Origin of the sequence: Methanosarcina sp. WWM596 (genome assembly GCF_000969965.1) — an archaeon.
In the GTDB taxonomy this organism is placed as follows: domain Archaea; phylum Halobacteriota; class Methanosarcinia; order Methanosarcinales; family Methanosarcinaceae; genus Methanosarcina.
The window spans coordinates 3,287,393-3,303,696 of the sequence record NZ_CP009503.1; the positions used below are offsets into that span (position 1 = coordinate 3,287,393).

17 protein-coding genes and 1 pseudogene are annotated in these 16,304 nt (G+C 42.6%); 11 read left to right on the forward strand and 7 right to left on the reverse strand.

The features are described 5' to 3' along the window. Nucleotides 1–191: 191 nt before the first annotated feature. On the reverse strand, nt 192–767 hold the full coding sequence (locus MSWHS_RS14490; protein WP_048128989.1) for a flavodoxin family protein: 576 nt from the start codon (nt 765–767) through the stop codon (nt 192–194). Nucleotides 768–1,033: 266 nt separating this feature from the next. Here MSWHS_RS14490 and pta point away from each other — a divergent pair, with 266 nt between their 5' ends. From pta to MSWHS_RS14505, 3 genes are all read left to right on the forward strand, one after another. Then, nucleotides 1,034–2,035, forward strand: coding sequence for a phosphate acetyltransferase (gene pta, locus MSWHS_RS14495; protein WP_048128997.1), 1,002 nt, complete (start codon nt 1,034–1,036; stop codon nt 2,033–2,035). 105 nt (nt 2,036–2,140) lie between these two features. Beyond that, nucleotides 2,141–3,367, forward strand: a complete 1,227-nt coding sequence (locus MSWHS_RS14500) for an acetate kinase (RefSeq protein ID WP_048129005.1) — start codon at nt 2,141–2,143, stop codon at nt 3,365–3,367. Between the two features lie 542 nt (nt 3,368–3,909). Then, entirely contained in the window at nt 3,910–4,656 is a 747-nt protein-coding gene (locus tag MSWHS_RS14505; RefSeq protein ID WP_231585459.1) for an acetate--CoA ligase family protein, read from the forward strand. A 60-nt stretch (nt 4,657–4,716) separates the two neighbouring features. Here MSWHS_RS14505 and tnpA read toward each other — a convergent pair whose 3' ends face one another. Continuing rightward, nucleotides 4,717–5,121 (reverse strand): IS200/IS605 family transposase, encoded by a 405-nt coding sequence (gene tnpA, locus MSWHS_RS14510; protein WP_156151247.1) that lies wholly within the window; start codon nt 5,119–5,121, stop codon nt 4,717–4,719. A 37-nt stretch (nt 5,122–5,158) separates the two neighbouring features. Here tnpA and tnpB point away from each other — a divergent pair. From tnpB to MSWHS_RS18615, 6 genes and pseudogenes are all read left to right on the forward strand, one after another. Next, nucleotides 5,159–6,261 (forward strand): annotated as a pseudogene (gene tnpB / locus MSWHS_RS14515) (IS200/IS605 family element RNA-guided endonuclease TnpB); the annotation flags it as partial. A 546-nt stretch (nt 6,262–6,807) separates the two neighbouring features. Further along, nucleotides 6,808–7,449 (forward strand): MarR family transcriptional regulator, encoded by a 642-nt coding sequence (locus MSWHS_RS14520; protein ID WP_048130530.1) that lies wholly within the window; start codon nt 6,808–6,810, stop codon nt 7,447–7,449. Between the two features lies 1 nt (nt 7,450). Continuing rightward, nucleotides 7,451–8,314 carry a hypothetical protein gene (locus MSWHS_RS14525; protein ID WP_048129013.1) on the forward strand — a complete coding sequence of 288 codons (864 nt, stop codon included), beginning with the start codon at nt 7,451–7,453 and terminating at the stop codon, nt 8,312–8,314. After that, complete coding sequence (locus MSWHS_RS14530; RefSeq protein WP_231585460.1) at nt 8,311–9,675, forward strand: HEAT repeat domain-containing protein; 1,365 nt, start codon at nt 8,311–8,313, stop codon at nt 9,673–9,675. Before MSWHS_RS14525 ends, MSWHS_RS14530 begins: the two co-directional genes overlap by 4 nt. Before the next feature lie 321 nt (nt 9,676–9,996). After that, nucleotides 9,997–10,818, forward strand: a complete 822-nt coding sequence (locus tag MSWHS_RS14535; protein ID WP_048159293.1) for an S-layer protein domain-containing protein — start codon at nt 9,997–9,999, stop codon at nt 10,816–10,818. A 176-nt stretch (nt 10,819–10,994) separates the two neighbouring features. Beyond that, nucleotides 10,995–11,534, forward strand: coding sequence for a transcriptional regulator (locus MSWHS_RS18615; protein WP_052723178.1), 540 nt, complete (start codon nt 10,995–10,997; stop codon nt 11,532–11,534). Between the two features lie 540 nt (nt 11,535–12,074). Here the strand turns inward: MSWHS_RS18615 and MSWHS_RS14545 are convergent. The 4 genes from MSWHS_RS14545 to MSWHS_RS14560 form a co-directional block, all read right to left on the reverse strand. Then, on the reverse strand, nt 12,075–12,266 hold the full coding sequence (locus MSWHS_RS14545) for a ferredoxin family protein (RefSeq protein WP_048129017.1): 192 nt from the start codon (nt 12,264–12,266) through the stop codon (nt 12,075–12,077). 86 nt (nt 12,267–12,352) lie between these two features. After that, a complete protein-coding gene (locus MSWHS_RS14550) occupies nt 12,353–12,544 on the reverse strand; it encodes a ferredoxin family protein (protein ID WP_048129019.1) in 192 nt (63 codons plus the stop codon). Nucleotides 12,545–12,631: 87 nt separating this feature from the next. Beyond that, nucleotides 12,632–12,934, reverse strand: a complete 303-nt coding sequence (locus MSWHS_RS14555; protein ID WP_369798530.1) for an Hsp20/alpha crystallin family protein — start codon at nt 12,932–12,934, stop codon at nt 12,632–12,634. A gap of 162 nt (nt 12,935–13,096) precedes the next feature. Continuing rightward, a complete protein-coding gene (locus MSWHS_RS14560; RefSeq protein ID WP_052722741.1) occupies nt 13,097–13,690 on the reverse strand; it encodes a uracil-DNA glycosylase in 594 nt (197 codons plus the stop codon). A gap of 352 nt (nt 13,691–14,042) precedes the next feature. Between MSWHS_RS14560 and MSWHS_RS14565 the strand changes: the two genes are divergently transcribed. Further along, on the forward strand, nt 14,043–15,293 hold the full coding sequence (locus MSWHS_RS14565; protein ID WP_048129023.1) for a phosphoglycerate kinase: 1,251 nt from the start codon (nt 14,043–14,045) through the stop codon (nt 15,291–15,293). On the opposite strand, the gene MSWHS_RS20640 is transcribed toward MSWHS_RS14565, so the two are convergent. Then, complete coding sequence (locus MSWHS_RS20640; RefSeq protein WP_156148177.1) at nt 15,290–15,442, reverse strand: hypothetical protein; 153 nt, start codon at nt 15,440–15,442, stop codon at nt 15,290–15,292. The two genes, MSWHS_RS14565 and MSWHS_RS20640, sit on opposite strands and share 4 nt — an antisense overlap. A 254-nt stretch (nt 15,443–15,696) precedes the next feature. Here MSWHS_RS20640 and MSWHS_RS14570 point away from each other — a divergent pair, with 254 nt between their 5' ends. Then, a complete protein-coding gene (locus tag MSWHS_RS14570) occupies nt 15,697–16,296 on the forward strand; it encodes a TIGR00296 family protein (protein ID WP_048129026.1) in 600 nt (199 codons plus the stop codon). Nucleotides 16,297–16,304 lie beyond the last annotated feature (8 nt).

Below are 16,304 nucleotides of genomic sequence, written 5' to 3' on the forward strand. Positions count from 1 at the left end.
CAATAATATTTGATTATTGGACATTTTATTGATTTTATATCAACAAAATGACTTTTTGGTATAGCATAGTGGCACAGGATTGCCAGGGTTTGAAATGTGCAATATAATAAGATTAATATAACTAATTTACTTCTCGGAAATTCATATTTTTTGTTTTATTCTACCCTGACTTATATAATTTATGAATTTTGTTATTTATCTCTATTTTTCTGAATAAGTTCCAGGACATCACAGAGTTTTTTTGCAGTTTCGGAAACTGTCTGCATTCCAACAGTGTCCTCTTCTGCCGGGTTCCACGTAATTCCACCGAAGTGGGAATTATCGCCGACTACAATCATTCCGTGAATGTGCATCCAGTCATGTATGGACTGAATTGTTTTTTCCTGTCCTCCGTTTCTTGAGCCCCCAACTGAAAGAGCTGCCCCAACTTTATTTTTTAGTGCAAAGTTTTTACGGCGAAGCAGGACACTCCTGTCAAAAAGGGCTTTAAGCTGGGCAGGATAATTCCCCATATATACGGGAGCTGCAACAATTATACCGTCTGCAGCCCTCATTTTTTCATATATCTCGTCCATATCATCATCAATCACACAGAAATCTTGATCTCTGCAAGCCCCGCACGCTTTGCAGGGGGCAACCTCCTCGTTTGAGATAAAAACGGTATCAGTTTCAAACCCTCTTTCTTTTGCAACCTCAAGAGCAGCTCCAATTATTTTCTCACAGTTCTGGCCCTTTCGTGGACTGCCTGAAATTCCTGTTATTTTCATTCGTATCATTCCGGAATTGTTTTATATTAATCTGTCATTTATATTCAGTACTAATTGTTTTAAGTTATCGTACCTTGGCCGTAAAAATCATATTATAACTTCATATATTTACGGGATATTACAGGATTTATTTGCAGGATTATATGTATCTGCAACCTGAAATATATATATTTGATTTTTATATATCTTTCTATGCATTTTACGTAAATTTATATATCAAGACCCAGCTAAACTAAATTACTCTAATTATATAGGAGGTTGGTCTATTGGTAACATTTTTAGAGAAGATCAGTGAAAGAGCAAAGAAACTTAACAAAACAATCGCTTTACCCGAAACTGAAGATATAAGAACCCTCCAGGCAGCTGCCAAGATCCTTGAAAGAGGTATTGCAGACATTGTCCTTGTCGGTAATGAGGCAGATATTAAGGCGCTCGCAGGAGATCTGGATCTCTCAAAAGCAAAAATTGTAGATCCTAAAACCTATGAGAAAAAAGATGAATACATTAACGCTTTCTACGAGTTGAGAAAGCACAAAGGCATCACACTCGAAAATGCAGCTGAAATCATGAGCGATTACGTTTACTTCGCTGTTATGATGGCCAAACTCGGGGAAGTAGACGGTGTAGTATCAGGCGCTGCCCACTCTTCTTCAGACACCCTGAGGCCTGCTGTCCAGATCGTGAAAACAGCCAAGGGCGCAGCTCTTGCATCCGCTTTCTTCATAATCTCTGTGCCTGACTGTGAATATGGGTCAGATGGCACATTCCTTTTCGCTGACTCTGGCATGGTTGAAATGCCGAGCGTAGAAGACGTTGCAAACATTGCAGTTATTTCCGCAAAGACCTTCGAATTGCTGGTCCAGGACGTGCCAAAGGTTGCAATGCTCTCCTACTCCACCAAGGGAAGCGCCAAGAGCAAACTGACCGAAGCAACAATTGCTTCTACAAAACTTGCACAGGAACTTGCTCCTGATATCGCAATTGACGGTGAACTCCAGGTTGACGCCGCGATTGTCCCCAAAGTTGCAGCTTCAAAAGCCCCCGGAAGCCCTGTTGCAGGCAAAGCCAATGTCTTCATTTTCCCTGACCTGAACTGTGGAAACATCGCATACAAGATCGCCCAGAGGCTTGCTAAAGCTGAAGCTTATGGTCCTATCACCCAGGGACTGGCAAAGCCAATTAACGACCTGTCCAGAGGCTGCAGCGACGAAGATATTGTCGGTGCCGTTGCCATTACCTGTGTACAGGCCGCAGCACAGGACAAATAATCGGAAATGTTTCGGAAGCGTTTTATTAACTTTCATATATAATATAGTTATATCCGGAAATTCTAAATGTGACTGGAAATCAATGGATTGAACTGGGGTTTACACATGAAAGTACTGGTTATAAACGCAGGGAGTTCATCTCTCAAATATCAATTAATTGATATGACAAATGAGTCAGCTCTTGCAGTAGGTCTTTGCGAGAGGATAGGTATTGACAACTCGATCATCACTCAGAAGAAGTTTGACGGCAAGAAGCTGGAAAAGCTGACTGACCTCCCCACTCACAAGGACGCACTTGAGGAAGTCGTAAAAGCTCTTACCGATGATGAATTCGGTGTCATCAAAGACATGGGTGAGATCAATGCAGTCGGACACAGAGTTGTGCATGGTGGAGAGAAATTCACGACGTCTGCTTTATATGATGAGGGCGTAGAAAAGGCTATCAAGGACTGCTTTGAACTGGCACCCCTTCACAACCCTCCAAACATGATGGGAATTTCAGCTTGTGCAGAGATCATGCCTGGGACGCCAATGGTTATTGTTTTTGATACTGCATTCCACCAGACAATGCCGCCATATGCCTACATGTATGCTCTCCCGTACGACCTGTACGAGAAGCATGGGGTCAGGAAATACGGTTTCCACGGCACATCCCACAAGTACGTTGCCGAAAGGGCTGCTCTTATGCTCGGAAAGCCCGCAGAAGAAACCAAAATTATCACCTGTCACCTTGGAAATGGTTCAAGCATTACAGCTGTAGAAGGCGGAAAATCCGTTGAAACCAGCATGGGCTTCACACCTCTTGAAGGGCTTGCAATGGGCACAAGATGCGGTTCGATTGACCCTGCAATAGTCCCCTTCCTTATGGAAAAAGAAGGCTTGACAACAAGAGAAATTGACACCCTTATGAACAAGAAGTCAGGTGTGCTTGGTGTTTCCGGGCTCAGCAATGACTTCAGAGACCTCGATGAAGCAGCTTCCAAGGGCAACAGGAAAGCCGAACTTGCTCTTGAAATTTTCGCATACAAGGTCAAGAAGTTCATAGGTGAATATTCAGCTGTCCTCAATGGTGCAGATGCAGTGGTCTTTACTGCAGGCATTGGAGAAAACAGCGCAAGCATCAGGAAGAGAATCCTCACCGGTCTTGATGGCATCGGCATAAAAATCGATGACGAAAAGAACAAGATCAGAGGTCAGGAAATCGATATCAGCACACCGGATGCAAAAGTAAGAGTTTTTGTCATCCCAACCAATGAGGAACTTGCCATTGCAAGGGAAACAAAGGAAATTGTTGAGACCGAAGTGAAGTTACGCAGTTCTATACCTGTATAAGATAAAGGAAATTTTTCCTTTACCTTATTCTATTCTTTAACTGATCCTATTTTTTAACTGATCCTATTTTTTAACTGATCCTATTTTTTAACTGATCCTATTTTTTAACTGATCCTATTTTTTAACTGATCCTATTCTTTAACCTATCTCATTCTTTACCTTAGGAATGAGTAAAATATAACTCCAATTTTCAGTCCGAAAATTGCTCTATAGTTCCATTTTTCCAACTAATCATTCTTAGCAGCAAAGATTTTTGATATTATATTAGAATCATTCCTCATTCAGTTTTTTATTTTTTTATATAGTTGGCAAACCTTTTGCGACCCTATGAGGCTCATTGTAGAATTCCAGAAGATATTGTTTTCGCATATTTGGAATAATTCTATCGATTTCTCAGGAATTACCCTTACTTATTACACAGATTGACACTATACAGGTAGAAAAAAATCGGTTTAGTTTTAAAATAGAGATCCGTAATTTTAGGACATACTTATAAAATTACTACTCTTAAAGAATAACTGTTTTGAGGGTATCATATATTTATGAAGCAGGTAGACCTCTCCCGTCCTGAATCCGGTTCAGGCAAAGTTTTAGCAGCTGAAATTCTCGAAGCTGCACGAGTCGCTGAGCGGCGCACACTGGGTCTTGAATCCTTCGGCATTCTGAAGGCTTATGGCATTCCTGCAGTGAAAACTGTCTTTGCAAAGACTGAAGAGGAAGCCATAAATGCAGCAGAAAATATAGGTTATCCCCTTGTGATGAAGGTCGCCTCTCCGCAGATTTCCCACAAATCGGATGTTGGAGGGATAAGGCTCTCCCTGCAAAACGGGGATGAAGTGAGAGCTGCCTACCGGGAAATGATGGAAAAGATCCCGAAGAAAAGGCCGGATGCGTCCCTTGAAGGTGTCCAGCTGCAACAAATGCTCTCAGGGGGAATAGAAGTAATTATCGGGATGATCCGCGATCCGACCTTTGGGCCCATGTTGATGTTCGGGCTTGGGGGAGTTTATGTAGAGATCCTCAAGGACGTACGGTTTGTCATTGCCCCTGTGGACGAAGAAGAAGCAAGGGGTATGGTCACAGGGATCAAAACCTACCCGGCCCTTGCCGGATTTAGGGGTGCAAAACCTTCTGATATTGATGCACTTGTGGATGCCATATTGAAAGTTTCAAGGCTTGTCTGTGATTTTCCGGAGATTGAGGAATTTGAAATTAATCCCATGATGGTTCTGGAAGAGGAAAAGGGAGCTTTTGCAGTGGACATGAGGCTAACATTGAAGAAAAATTGATTTTATATGAAGAAGCGTAAAACCCCTGAGTCTTTAGCTCAGGGGATATAAGCGTCAACTTCAACCCTGATTCCGTATGTAATATTCTGCCGCCTCTTTACTCACATTTCCGATAGTAGACGCAAAATAACCATCACTCCATAACGTATTCTCACCCCAATAATACTTTTTCATATATTCTTTTTGAGTTTTCCATAACCTGTTAGTATATTCTTGTTTCAATTTTCTGACAATTGACAAAACGCTAACTTTCGGCTCACTCTTGATCAAGAAATGAATATGGTCTTTGTCAGTTTCCATTTCAAGGATTTCAAAGTTAGACTCTTTTGAAATGTCAATCATAATCTGTTTGAGTTCTTCGCTAATTGGTTCAAGTATGACTTTTCGGTATTTGCAAACAAAAATAACATGATACATTAACAAAAATTTGCTATAATTCCGTGTTTCATACTTCGTATTTACCAAAAAGTATGTATGTTGTTAAAGCATATACTGCCTTTGTATGATGCAAGCGTTCAAATTTAGACTCTATCCTACAACTACACAAGCTATTCAATTGAATCAGCATATAGGTAGCTGTAGATTTGTCTATAATTGGGCACTTGACCAGAAATTAAAACTTATGAGCAGACAGGGGAATCAATTTCCAGATTTGATTTAAACAAATTAATTCCTACTCTAAAGGCTTCTAATGAGTGGTTAGGAGAAGTTAACTCTCAATCATTACAGGGGATGACTAAGCAGGTTGAATCCGCTTTCACTAGATTCTTTAGAGAGAAAACAGGGTTTCCAAAGTTCAAATCAAAAAAGAATCCGATACAGTCTTTCCCTGTACCTCAACACTACACTGTAAACTTTGAAACTAATACTATCAAGCTTCCTAAAATAGAACCAATTAAAGCAGTTCTTCACAGGAAGTTTGAAGGAGAGCCTAAAACGGCTACGGTATCAAGGACATGTAAAGGACATTACTACATCAGTATCCTTGTTGAAGATGGAAAAGAACTTCCAGTAAAGGAAGCTTTCACAGAATCAACAACAGTAGGAATTGATGTAGGTATCAAAGACTTTGCTGTCCTTTCAACAGGAGAAAAGGTTGAGAATCCAAAGTACTTGAAAAACTCTCTTAAAAGGCTCAAAGTATTACAGAAAAGAGTCTCAAGGAAACAGAAAGGCTCTAAGAACAGGGCAAAAGCTAAACGAAGACTTGCTGTACTCCATGACAAAATAACAAATCAGAGAAATGACTTCCAGAACAAACTCTCTTTTAGACTTGTTAGCGAAAACCAAGCTGTAGCTCTGGTAACTTTAAATGTTAAAGACATGGTTAAGAATCATCACTTAGCACAGGCTATAAGTGATTCTGCGTGGAGTAGTTTTGTAACAAAGTTGGAATATAAGGCTCAATGGTTTGGAAAAACCGTCCTGAGAATAGGACAATTTGAATCCTCTTCTAAGCTATGTAGTGTGTGTGGATACCACAATAAAGAGCTTCAGCTAAAAGACAGAGAATGGATTTGTCCAGACTGTAAAACCAAACACGATAGAGACATTAATGCCGCTATCAATATCAAAAAATTCGCTCTCATAGATCAAAATCTAATTCATGCGTCTTCGGTTAAGGAATTTTTTTGCCTGTATGCTATCGATTTTAGAGCAAAAATTAATCTCAAATTTCGAACACCGAAACTAAAATCGATATCCTGTTCCAACTTCAGATTTATATATGTTTTCGAGATATATCACAGAAATAGGGCAATTTATCATGATTCTCTCTTAACCGAAGACGCATGAAATCTAATTGGATTATGACACCGTAGGGACTACGGGGATGAGCTTGGGGACTTGCCCTCAATAAAGGGAGGAATGAACCAAGAAGCCACTCAGTCTTTAGCTGAGTGGTAGTTCACTTGCTAGATCCATTTGTCTGCCTGTTTATATGCTCGATTTATTCATTGTCTTGGCTTATTTTTATCTAACTGTCAAAGTCAGGATATATCAGCCCCAGATAATATTTCACTATCGGTTACGGGTGGTTTCAGAATTCTGAGACGTCTCGGGTTCAGGTAAAACTAAAATTATAACATTTGTTTCGTACATACTGGGGGTAGTTAATGAGGTGGTAGTACGATCCAGGAACGAAAAAGATTCGTGCTGGCTGTGGGTGTCCTGCTCCTGTCAAGCATTGTCGCCATTGATCTTCTGCTTGAAGACACACCTGTGGTGATCCAGCTTGAGGGAGACACTTTCAAGGTTGTGGATATTCCGTATGTGTATACAGTAAAAGAAGCGTATATCCTTCTTTTCTCCGGGTTTATGGGTGGGCTGGCTCTGGCTCAGGTTTTGCGGTCTTCAGGGTTTCAAGAACCTGTTTTTTCCATTTCTAGTCCTTCAGCCCAGGCAAAATTTCTCAATTTTACAGCCGAAAACCCCCAGGAGAGGAATCAGGAGAGGAAATTTGAAGTCTCATCTGATTCTGTTGGGAATTTTCGGGGTGAAGGGTTCCAGCTTAATGGGGCCACTATTGACCCTACGGCTGTTCTTTTGCGGGTTCTTGAAGGGGATGAAAGAAAGGCTGTTGAATTGATTGCAGCAAAAGATGGGAAAATTCTCCAGAATGAACTCGTGAATTCCCTTGATTTTTCAAAAGCCAAGGTCTCCAGGGTTCTTATGAATCTGGAAAAGAGGGGCATAATAACAAAGAAAAAGTACGGGCTTACCAACTGTATTTCGATAGCTGATGACCTTAAGGATAATACCGGAATGAAGGATAAAGGGATGGAGGGGGAGTAAAGTGAGGAAAAGCACTTTGATTTATGCTTCAGTTACTTTCCTTGTACTATTATTGGGAATTTACTGGTATTACGGAACAGGGCCTGATGTACATATCGCAGATATGAGCGCTGCTCCTATTGGGGTTCAGGAGTCAGGACAGCTGGACATAGTGCTCCGGAACAATGGTCTAAGATCTGTAGATGTGTGGCTTGAGGCTGAGAATACTTTTGTGTATAGCGACGGAGTGGCTCACCACAATTCCGGATTGCTAATCCCCTCCGATTCCGGAGACCCCTGGGATACCAAGTTTGTTTCGCATGAGAAGCCGATTCATCTTCTTCCTGGAAATAATTCAGTTAGCGTATGGATAGGGTATTATCTTCCCGGAGAATATCCGGTAAAAGTGAAGGTTGTTGAGAATAGCAGGACTCTTGATGAAGGCACCTATCTGGTAGAGGTTCCTCTTCCTGAAATTCCCGAAAATCTCTCTCTTAAGCTGGAATATGAAATGGAGAGCAGGAATACTTCTGATATTTACAGGATCTACGGCTACCTTATCAACAAAGGACCAGGCTCCGAAAAGAATGTATCCACAAACTTTACAGTGATAAACGAGAGGACTGGGGAGCTGGTGTTTACATCTTCCGCTATTTATGGTGTGGGTGAGTATGATAAGACTCCCCTCTGGATCTGGCCGGATTATCCCTATGCGGTTGTGGAAATCGCACATGGGGTCCCTTCAGGGGAGTCCTATATGCCTGTTCAGAATGTGGTGGTTGGAGAGAGTGAGGACCGTTTCCGGATTAATGTAGCTTCTACATGGCAAAATCGGTCGGTTTCTGCTGAGCTGTTGCTTCCTCCGGGAGAGGGGGGCAGGCGATGAGCATGATTAAGCAATGCGACCTTTTTGGCTGCAAGCATGCAAAAATTTTTCTTCTTTTGCTTTTGTTCTCTGGAGTCTGTGCGGGCTGTCTTAGCCAGGACCCTCTAGAGACCAGGATGGATAAACTGGTCCGGAGCCTCGGGAATGAAGACCGGAATGTAAGTTATGCTTCAGCTTATGCACTTATCGATATAGGGGAACCTTCTGTCAATTCTCTTATAAAAGCTTTAGAAGACGATAACCCGCAGGTACGCAGCCTTGCCGCCTATTCCCTTGGAAGAATTGGAGAACCGAGAGCATCAAAACCTCTTATCGAGGCTCTTGAAGACCCTGAACCGGAAGTCCGTATGAATTCGGCTGAGGCTCTTGGAGAGCTGAAAGCTTCGGAAGCTGCAGACCCGCTTATTGAGCTCCTTGATGATGATAATGATGAGGTGCGCAGCAAAGCCGTATTTGCTCTGGGAGCCATAGGGGACCCGAAAGCTGCTCTTCCTCTCATAGGGCTGTTTGATGATAGGGAACTCGGGAGGTCTGTAGCTGTTGCTGTGGGAAACCTGGGGGACGAAGAGGCAGTTGAAAAACTTATCGAGTTGCTTGACAGCCGGAACCCGGATATCCGTATTAACAGTATTCGTGCCCTTGGGCAGATCCAGAACCCTGCTGCTGTTCCCTACCTGGTTGAAATGCTGGACGATAAAGTCCCGGAGGTTCGAGAGGAAGCTGCCAGTGCTCTGGGTTACTTTAAAGAACCTGAAGAAATTACCTGGACAGAACAGCCTCTTATCGATTCGCTTGGAGATGACGAGTTCGAGGTGCAGAAAGCCGCTGCCTACTCCCTTGGAGATATTGGAAGTAAAGAAGCCATACCCTTTATTGAGGCATTCCTTCAGACTGAAGATCCGGCTCTCCACAGTGTTGCTGTCCATGCCCTGGGGAGATATAATGATTCTGATGCCACAGCCGCCCTGATCGATGCCCTTGATGATGAGAGCCGGCATATAAGATTGGTAATTGTTCATTTTCTTTCCGAGACTGGAGATCCTCAAGCAGTTGATCCTTTTATTTCTTTACTTGGAGATGAACGTCATGAAATAAGGCAAAGTGCGGCATGGGGGCTTGGAGGACTTGGAGATCGGAGAGCCGTTGGACCTCTCCTCAAAGCTCTGGAAACCGAAAGGGAAAGTGATGTCCGGAATGCGGAAGTCCGGGCTCTCGGAGAGCTTGGTGGTCCCGAAGCTATCGAAGGTTTGCGCCTAATCAGCGTGGATATGGAAGAATATCGGAATGTCAGGACTGCTGCGGAGGAAGCACTCGCAAAAATTGATGGAGGAGGGGAGGAGAATTCCTCCTCAACTTCCTGATCCGTTTTTTGGCTTGTGAAAATCTGAATAACACGAAACTAAGTTCGAAGCAAAACCGTTTCAGGATAAGATCAATCACATAAAGACCTAAAATGCACAACATATGCCACTGAGTATAAAGAAACAGGCAAACAATTTCCTTCCTTTATGTTTTTATTAGTCTAGCAATAATTCCAAAAGTTTGGGGTCCTGGAGAGATAACTTAAAATTTTCCAGGTTTTTGATTGACAACAGTCAACTGTTAGCGTAGTCTATGCTAGATTTTTGTAAATCCTAAAAAAATCTGAAATGTTTCGTAAATAATACGGAGGAATGAACAATATGAATAAATATGCAGCAGTTTCACTGGTTGCTCTTGTTGTCTTGATTGCAGGTGCAGCAGGAACTGCAGGTGCAGCATATAATGCTAGCAATGGAACCACTACTTGTAATGTTGTCGGAACCAATTATAAATGCAATAGCTGGTCCAATGAACAGTATCCAGTAATCGATTTATTTGGAGAAGAACGTGTCCCGCTGTTCTCCGAAGATGATGATATCCGGGACCCTCACGTGAATAAGCTTGCTAGTTTGGTTATTAACAGCAATGAAACGAATGCTCTCAAACCCGGTGAAAATGTCGACCTTGGCAATGGTTACGCTCTCGAGGTCAGGGAGATCGATATTGATGGTGAAAATGTCTGGCTTGAACTCACCAGGGGCGGACAACATGTTGCAAATAAAACGGTCTCAATCGATACTGATGAAAACCAGACATGGACTGTTGCCCTTGACAATGTTCGGGGTGAAAACAATGTTGTTGTCATGAAAGTCCATGTCAAACAGTTATTCGTGGGTACAGAAATCAGCATCGTCCAGATTGACGGGATCTGGCTTATTGACTATGCAAATTCCAGAACCCTCAATATCGGAGATAAATTCGGAGAGTTTACACTTGAACAAACCCTCAGCGGAGTAGACGAATCTAACCTCAGAGGTCTTGTTTTCAAGAATGTTTCCGTTGCTGATGATGTTTCAGTTGCTGATTTCTCTGCATCTCCCTACCCGGAAAAGGGACTGGTTAAGTTCACTGACAAAAGTACAGTATCGCCCGCTTCATGGTACTGGAATTTTTGGAGATCCATCACTATGAAAAACAAATGAACATTTTAATTGTAAGGGTTGCAGATGTTCGGGCTTTGGGAGATCTGTGAGGGCTTGAAGCTCCAGAATAAGAAGGAAAATAAGAGAATGAATAAGAATAAGGAGATTGTAATGTTTTTGAGTTCTTTGGTTTTTGAGTTATTTATTTTCAGGAACTGAAAAAGAGGTTGAGAGGTTTGGAGAGAATTGAAGATTTAGTCCCAGTGCCTGTCCTGTCGCTGCCGGATGAGGTGTCTCTGCTTGCAAGGACTCTTTCAAGAACCCTTCCTATGCAAATCCTTAAACAGCTTCAGAAAAAACAGATGTCTGCAAGCGAACTTGCATCAGAGCTTGGGATCCGCCTGAATACACTGACATACAATCTTGAAGTGCTGGAAAAGGTTGGCCTGATAAAGGTCAGGCAGGTGAAATGGAGCTGTAAAGGCCGCGAAGTTAAAATCTATGCCCCTGAGGAACAGCCGATTTTGCTGGTTCCCCGGGCAAACAGAGATAGCGACCCTTTTGTCCTGGATAGTCTGGAAAAAACTCTGGAAAACTGCCGGGCAAATCTTTTCGGGCAGGCACTTAACCTTCCTGAGCAGAATCAATCGAACGGCTCAGAAAAAAATGATGAGCGCGTATCCTCCGACAAAAAGCATAATGATTCGGGAGCTCTCCCGGCCCATACCCGCTATGCTGTACTTTTTCCTGTTAAGGAGACCCATGACCAGAATTGAAACTATCCTGGAAAAAATAACTCCGGTAAAATAAAGGAATATTCGGTATCCTGAAAATAAGCTGAAACTACGGTAAAAGATCCTTTTTTTATATTCACATAAAAGATCCCTTTTTTATATTCACATGTGACAGGCAGAAAGCCCTATTGCTTTAGCACGGGGAGGAATGCCGTCAACTTCCCGGCATTCTGTTCCACGTTTGGATTTCTCCACTCTGCTTTGGAAATGAATTTCCGTAGCAGGTAACACGGTTTTGAAAAACCGTCGCCCCTTGTTAATGTTGGATATGCTTGTCAGGTGTAGCACACCGCCCTACCTCTCAGGACTTTTAATGCTACACCATAGAGCTACAAATTGAAGAAGCATTCGTGGGTATCATAACATTTCCAACGTAGTCAATTAAGACTTAGGCTGGTCAACCAGGGCTTTTGCAAGCCTCACTGCTTTAGTGTGGGGTAGTTGACTGTCTCCAAGCTCTGTTTTTATTTTCAATCTACCAGTTTAATCTACCAGTTTAATCTACCAGTTTAATCTACCAGTTTAATCTACCATTTCTATGGCGTCCGTCGGGCAGGCATCGATGCATTGCTCACATTCGGTGCATTCGTCCGGGCGGGCTACAATTGCCCTTTTTCCATCTTTGGTTTCTTCTTTGTCGTACACGTCTGCGGGGCAGACATCGTAGCATTCAAGCGAACCCACGCATTTGTCGTAATCTATTTTGGGATGCATTCTTTCACCTCTTTTTATAATATTTCTTCCGGAACCTTCCGAATCATACTTTCTATCCGGAACCTTCTGTCTGAAATCTTCCTGATTCAGTCTACAAGTTCTATTGCGTCTTCAGGACAGGCGTCTACGCACTGATCACATTCGATGCAGTCATCCGGGCGGGCTACTACTGCCTTTTTTCCCGCCTCCATCTCTTTTACATCAAAAACATCCCCTGGGCAAACCTCATAGCAGGCGAGAGCCCCGGTACACTTGTGATAATCGATTACAGGATGCATATTTCCTCCATTTATCAAGTTTTCATAAATCCTCAGCAGGAAATCCGTTAAATCTTCAGATTCAGCGGGTAGTTGACTACAGGGTTTTCACTGGATTTCAACATTTACGGTCTCTGTACTTTCCCTGTAAGGCACTTTCACATAGAGTTTTCCATCAACGTATCTTGCGACAGCTTTCTCAGGGACAACCCCGCAGCAGAACGTATAAGTCCCAACATACTCAACCCCGGTTTCTTCCCTTTTCGCTCTTACAAAAAAGCCGTTCTCGACCATTTTTAATTCGATATTCTCTTTCTTTACCCCAAACATTTCGATTTCAATGTCCAGATTTCCCTTCTCGTCTGAACATGAAAATACATCAGGTGACATTTTCACCATTGATATATTCATACCCCCAAACTGATATAAAACAAATCCAAATCATAATATCTGGATCGCTTTATTTATATTTTATGAATACTAGCTGCCTTTTACAGCTTCCTGCTGCTTTCTCCTTCCAAATCTCTCTTCTGCCCGGTTTTATTGCTTTTTATTTATAGGATTTTTCATTTTTTACTGCCACAGTTCCCTGTTTTTATCTATAAAAGCCCGCTGGACTTCTATTTTCGAAGCCGTGTAAATCAGCGCTGCGGGGTGGTAGAGTTTCAGGACCGTTTTTCCCTTGTGTTCTACTGGGACTCCCCATTCCAGTTTTCTTTCGGGGCAGTAGGACTTTTCGGCTGTGTTGCCGAGGAGAATTATGATTTTAGGGGCAAGCAGGGTGATCTGGGCAACAAGGAAAGGTTTGCAGCATTCTATTTCACTTGCCTTTGGTCTTCTGTTTTCCGGAGGGCGGCATTTGACGGTGTTTGTTACGAACCAATCCTCATCTGAGAGCCCCATATACTCAACCATTTTGTCCAGCTGTTTTCCTGCCCTTCCGTAGAAGGGAATCCCTGTTTCGTTTTCAGTCTTTCCCGGAGCTTCTCCTATGAAGAATACCTTTGGGTTGCAGGAACCTTTTCCTATTACTCTTCGGATTGCACTTTTATGAAGAGAGCACCTTGTACAGGCTATTGTCTCCCTTGCGACAGTCTCATACCCGGCTTCCACCAGTTTTAGAATCCTCTCTTCTAAATTTCCACAGTCTTCTTCCTCTGCTGCCATAGCTTTTATCTCCTTTATTTTTCCCTGTTCTCCTGAGAGTACAGCTTTTTCCTAAAACCGGTACTTAATAAATATCTTTTTTCTTCCAGCGTTAGCTGGCTTTTCCTCTGGTATTAATTATTTTCTTCTCTTGCATTAACTGTCTTTTTTTCTTGTTTTCCATATAAAAATAATGATCCATCTTTTTATACATATTTTTTGAGCCCCATCTTTTAAGGCGTGAAAGGGAACAAACTTATTTATGGAAAAAATTCCATGACAAAGATAACCAATACTGAATGAATAAAATTCTCTATAGTTCTATATTTCATGTTTTATTCTCTGATCTATATAAAATTGTATTTACAAAGGTGTGCTGAGGGTAATGACTTCCAGAAACTTTCTTACGATCGATGATTTTGACATACGCGGAAAGACGATTCTTTTAAGGGTCGATATGAACTCTCCCATGGACACCCAGGGCCACATTCTGGATGATATGAGGATCAGAAGCCATATTGCGACCTTGAAGGACCTGGAGGGCGCAAAAGTCGTCCTGCTTGCTCACCAGAGCAGGCCCGGGAAAAAAGATTTCACTACAATGAAACCTCACGCTCACCTGCTGTCCAAATATCTGGGCAGGCAAGTTACTTATGTGGATGATATTTTCGGGACATTTGCAAAAACCCAGATTGCCTCTATGGAAGATGGGGATGTTATCATGCTCGAAAATGTCCGGTTTTATTCGGAAGAAAGCCTTGAAAGAACGTCAACAGAACAGGCAAATACCTATATGGTTAAAAAACTGTCACCTTTTATCGATATTTTCCTGAACGATGCATTTGCGGTATCCCACAGGTCTCATCTTTCGGTTGTCGGATTTACCGAAATCCTCCCATCGGGAGCTGGAAGAGTAATGGAAAAAGAACTTATCTCTCTGGACAGAGGGGTAAAAGGAGGAGAAAGGCCAAGCATTTTCGTGTTAGGTGGGGCAAAGGTGGACGACTCCCTTAGAGTGACTGAAAATGTTCTCATAAATGGAGGGGCTGACAGGGTGCTTCTTACCGGAGTGGTTGCAAATGTTGCTCTTGCGGCTTCGGGAGTAAACATCGGAAAAGCCAATATGGATTTCATCAAATCTCAGGGTTACGAAAACCAGATTGAAAAGGCAAGAGACTTGCTTGCGAAGTTCAAAGACAAAATCGGCCTTCCGAAAGACGTAGCCTTAAACGACAACAAGGGACGTGTTGAGGTCCATATCTCCGAGCTTAACTCCGATTCTCTGCCCATTAACGACATCGGACTCGAAACTATTGTGGACTATACAAATGAAATCCAAAACTCCAAAACAGTTGTTTTAAACGGCCCTGCGGGAGTTTCCGAGATTGACGATTTCGCCCTTGGGACTCATGAAATTATAAAAGCTGCCATTAAATCCGATTTCTCAATCATTGGCGGTGGGCATATCTCAGTTGAGGTTGCACATCTCGGCCTTGAACACCGCTTCTCGCATATCAGCACGGGTGGAGGAGCCTGTATTGATTACCTTGCAGGAGAAAAGCTGCCCGGAGTTGAGTCTCTGAAGGCAGCCTGCAAAAAATATCAGGAAGCTAAAAAGCTTTAAGGTTTTGTTTCCTGCGAGTTCCGGCGGTAAGAATGGATTTCGGTCTGGCATTTTCTGCCGGAATTTTCTGCCGGAATTTTCTGCCGGAATTTTCTGCCGGAATTTTCTGCCGGAATTTTCTGCCAGAATTTTCTGATTTTGCTTTTCATTAATTATTTTTCATTCTTTTTTCAATTTTTTTTCAATCCTTTTTTTATTCTCTTTCCTTTTTCAGGACTTCAAGCAATTCCAGAAACTTACTTTAACCACCTCCAATAAACATACTGTAGCTCCAATAAACATACTGTTATACCAGCTCACAGACATACCTTCATGCTAACCGGTGGCTGACAATACTGGCTGGTATTTAGAGCTTAAACTCATGATTAACGGGTAAATGCAGTTTACAGGTGTTGGTTCAAGCATGCTTACAGAAACAGAAGGCAGAGCTGCAGTCAAGCTTGCAAGAAAAACCATTGAAATGTTTTTATCGGAGGGAAGGCTTCCAGAGCCTCAGGAGTTAGGCATTGATCTTTCTCCGGTCTTTGGGGAGAATAGGGGCGTTTTTGTCACACTGACGGAAAATGGGCTTTTAAGGGGCTGCATAGGCCATCCTTATCCTGATTCAACCCTCAAGGAGGCAATTCTGGACTCCGCAGTCTCTGCGGCAACTCGGGACCCGCGCTTTCCCCAGGTCGAAGAAAAAGAACTCGACAGTATAGTCGTTGAGGTTACGATACTGACTCAACCTGAAAAGATCAATGCACCTCCAAAGGACCTTCCGGATAAGGTGATCATCGGAAAGCACGGGCTCATCGTGAAACAGGGCTACTACCAGGGGCTGCTGCTTCCTCAGGTCGCTCCTGAGAACAATATGGATGCTATTGACTTCCTGAACCATACCTGCATGAAAGCCGGTCTTCCTCCGGATGCCTGGGTTAATGGAGCAGAAATCTATCGTTTTGAGGGGCAGATCTTCAAGGAAAAGGAGCCTGGAGGCGAAGTCATAGAGGAGAAGTTTTGAGGCGTCTG

Bases quoted from the DNA above. Each gene is read 5' to 3' on its own strand.
- MSWHS_RS14490 (WP_048128989.1), bottom strand. From the start codon at position 767: ATGAAAATAACAGGAATTTCAGGCAGTCCACGAAAGGGCCAGAACTGT.
- MSWHS_RS14500 (WP_048129005.1), top strand. From the start codon at position 2,141: ATGAAAGTACTGGTTATAAACGCAGGGAGTTCATCTCTCAAATATCAA.
- MSWHS_RS14505 (WP_231585459.1), top strand. From the start codon at position 3,910: ATGAAGCAGGTAGACCTCTCCCGTCCTGAATCCGGTTCAGGCAAAGTT.
- MSWHS_RS14530 (WP_231585460.1), top strand. From the start codon at position 8,311: ATGAGCATGATTAAGCAATGCGACCTTTTTGGCTGCAAGCATGCAAAA.
- MSWHS_RS14535 (WP_048159293.1), top strand. From the start codon at position 9,997: ATGAATAAATATGCAGCAGTTTCACTGGTTGCTCTTGTTGTCTTGATT.
- MSWHS_RS14545 (WP_048129017.1), bottom strand. From the start codon at position 12,266: ATGCATCCCAAAATAGATTACGACAAATGCGTGGGTTCGCTTGAATGC.
- MSWHS_RS14550 (WP_048129019.1), bottom strand. From the start codon at position 12,544: ATGCATCCTGTAATCGATTATCACAAGTGTACCGGGGCTCTCGCCTGC.
- MSWHS_RS14555 (WP_369798530.1), bottom strand. From the start codon at position 12,934: ATGAATATATCAATGGTGAAAATGTCACCTGATGTATTTTCATGTTCA.
- MSWHS_RS14560 (WP_052722741.1), bottom strand. From the start codon at position 13,690: ATGGCAGCAGAGGAAGAAGACTGTGGAAATTTAGAAGAGAGGATTCTA.
- MSWHS_RS20640 (WP_156148177.1), bottom strand. From the start codon at position 15,442: ATGAAAAGCAAAATCAGAAAATTCTGGCAGAAAATTCCGGCAGAAAAT.
- MSWHS_RS14570 (WP_048129026.1), top strand. From the start codon at position 15,697: ATGCTTACAGAAACAGAAGGCAGAGCTGCAGTCAAGCTTGCAAGAAAA.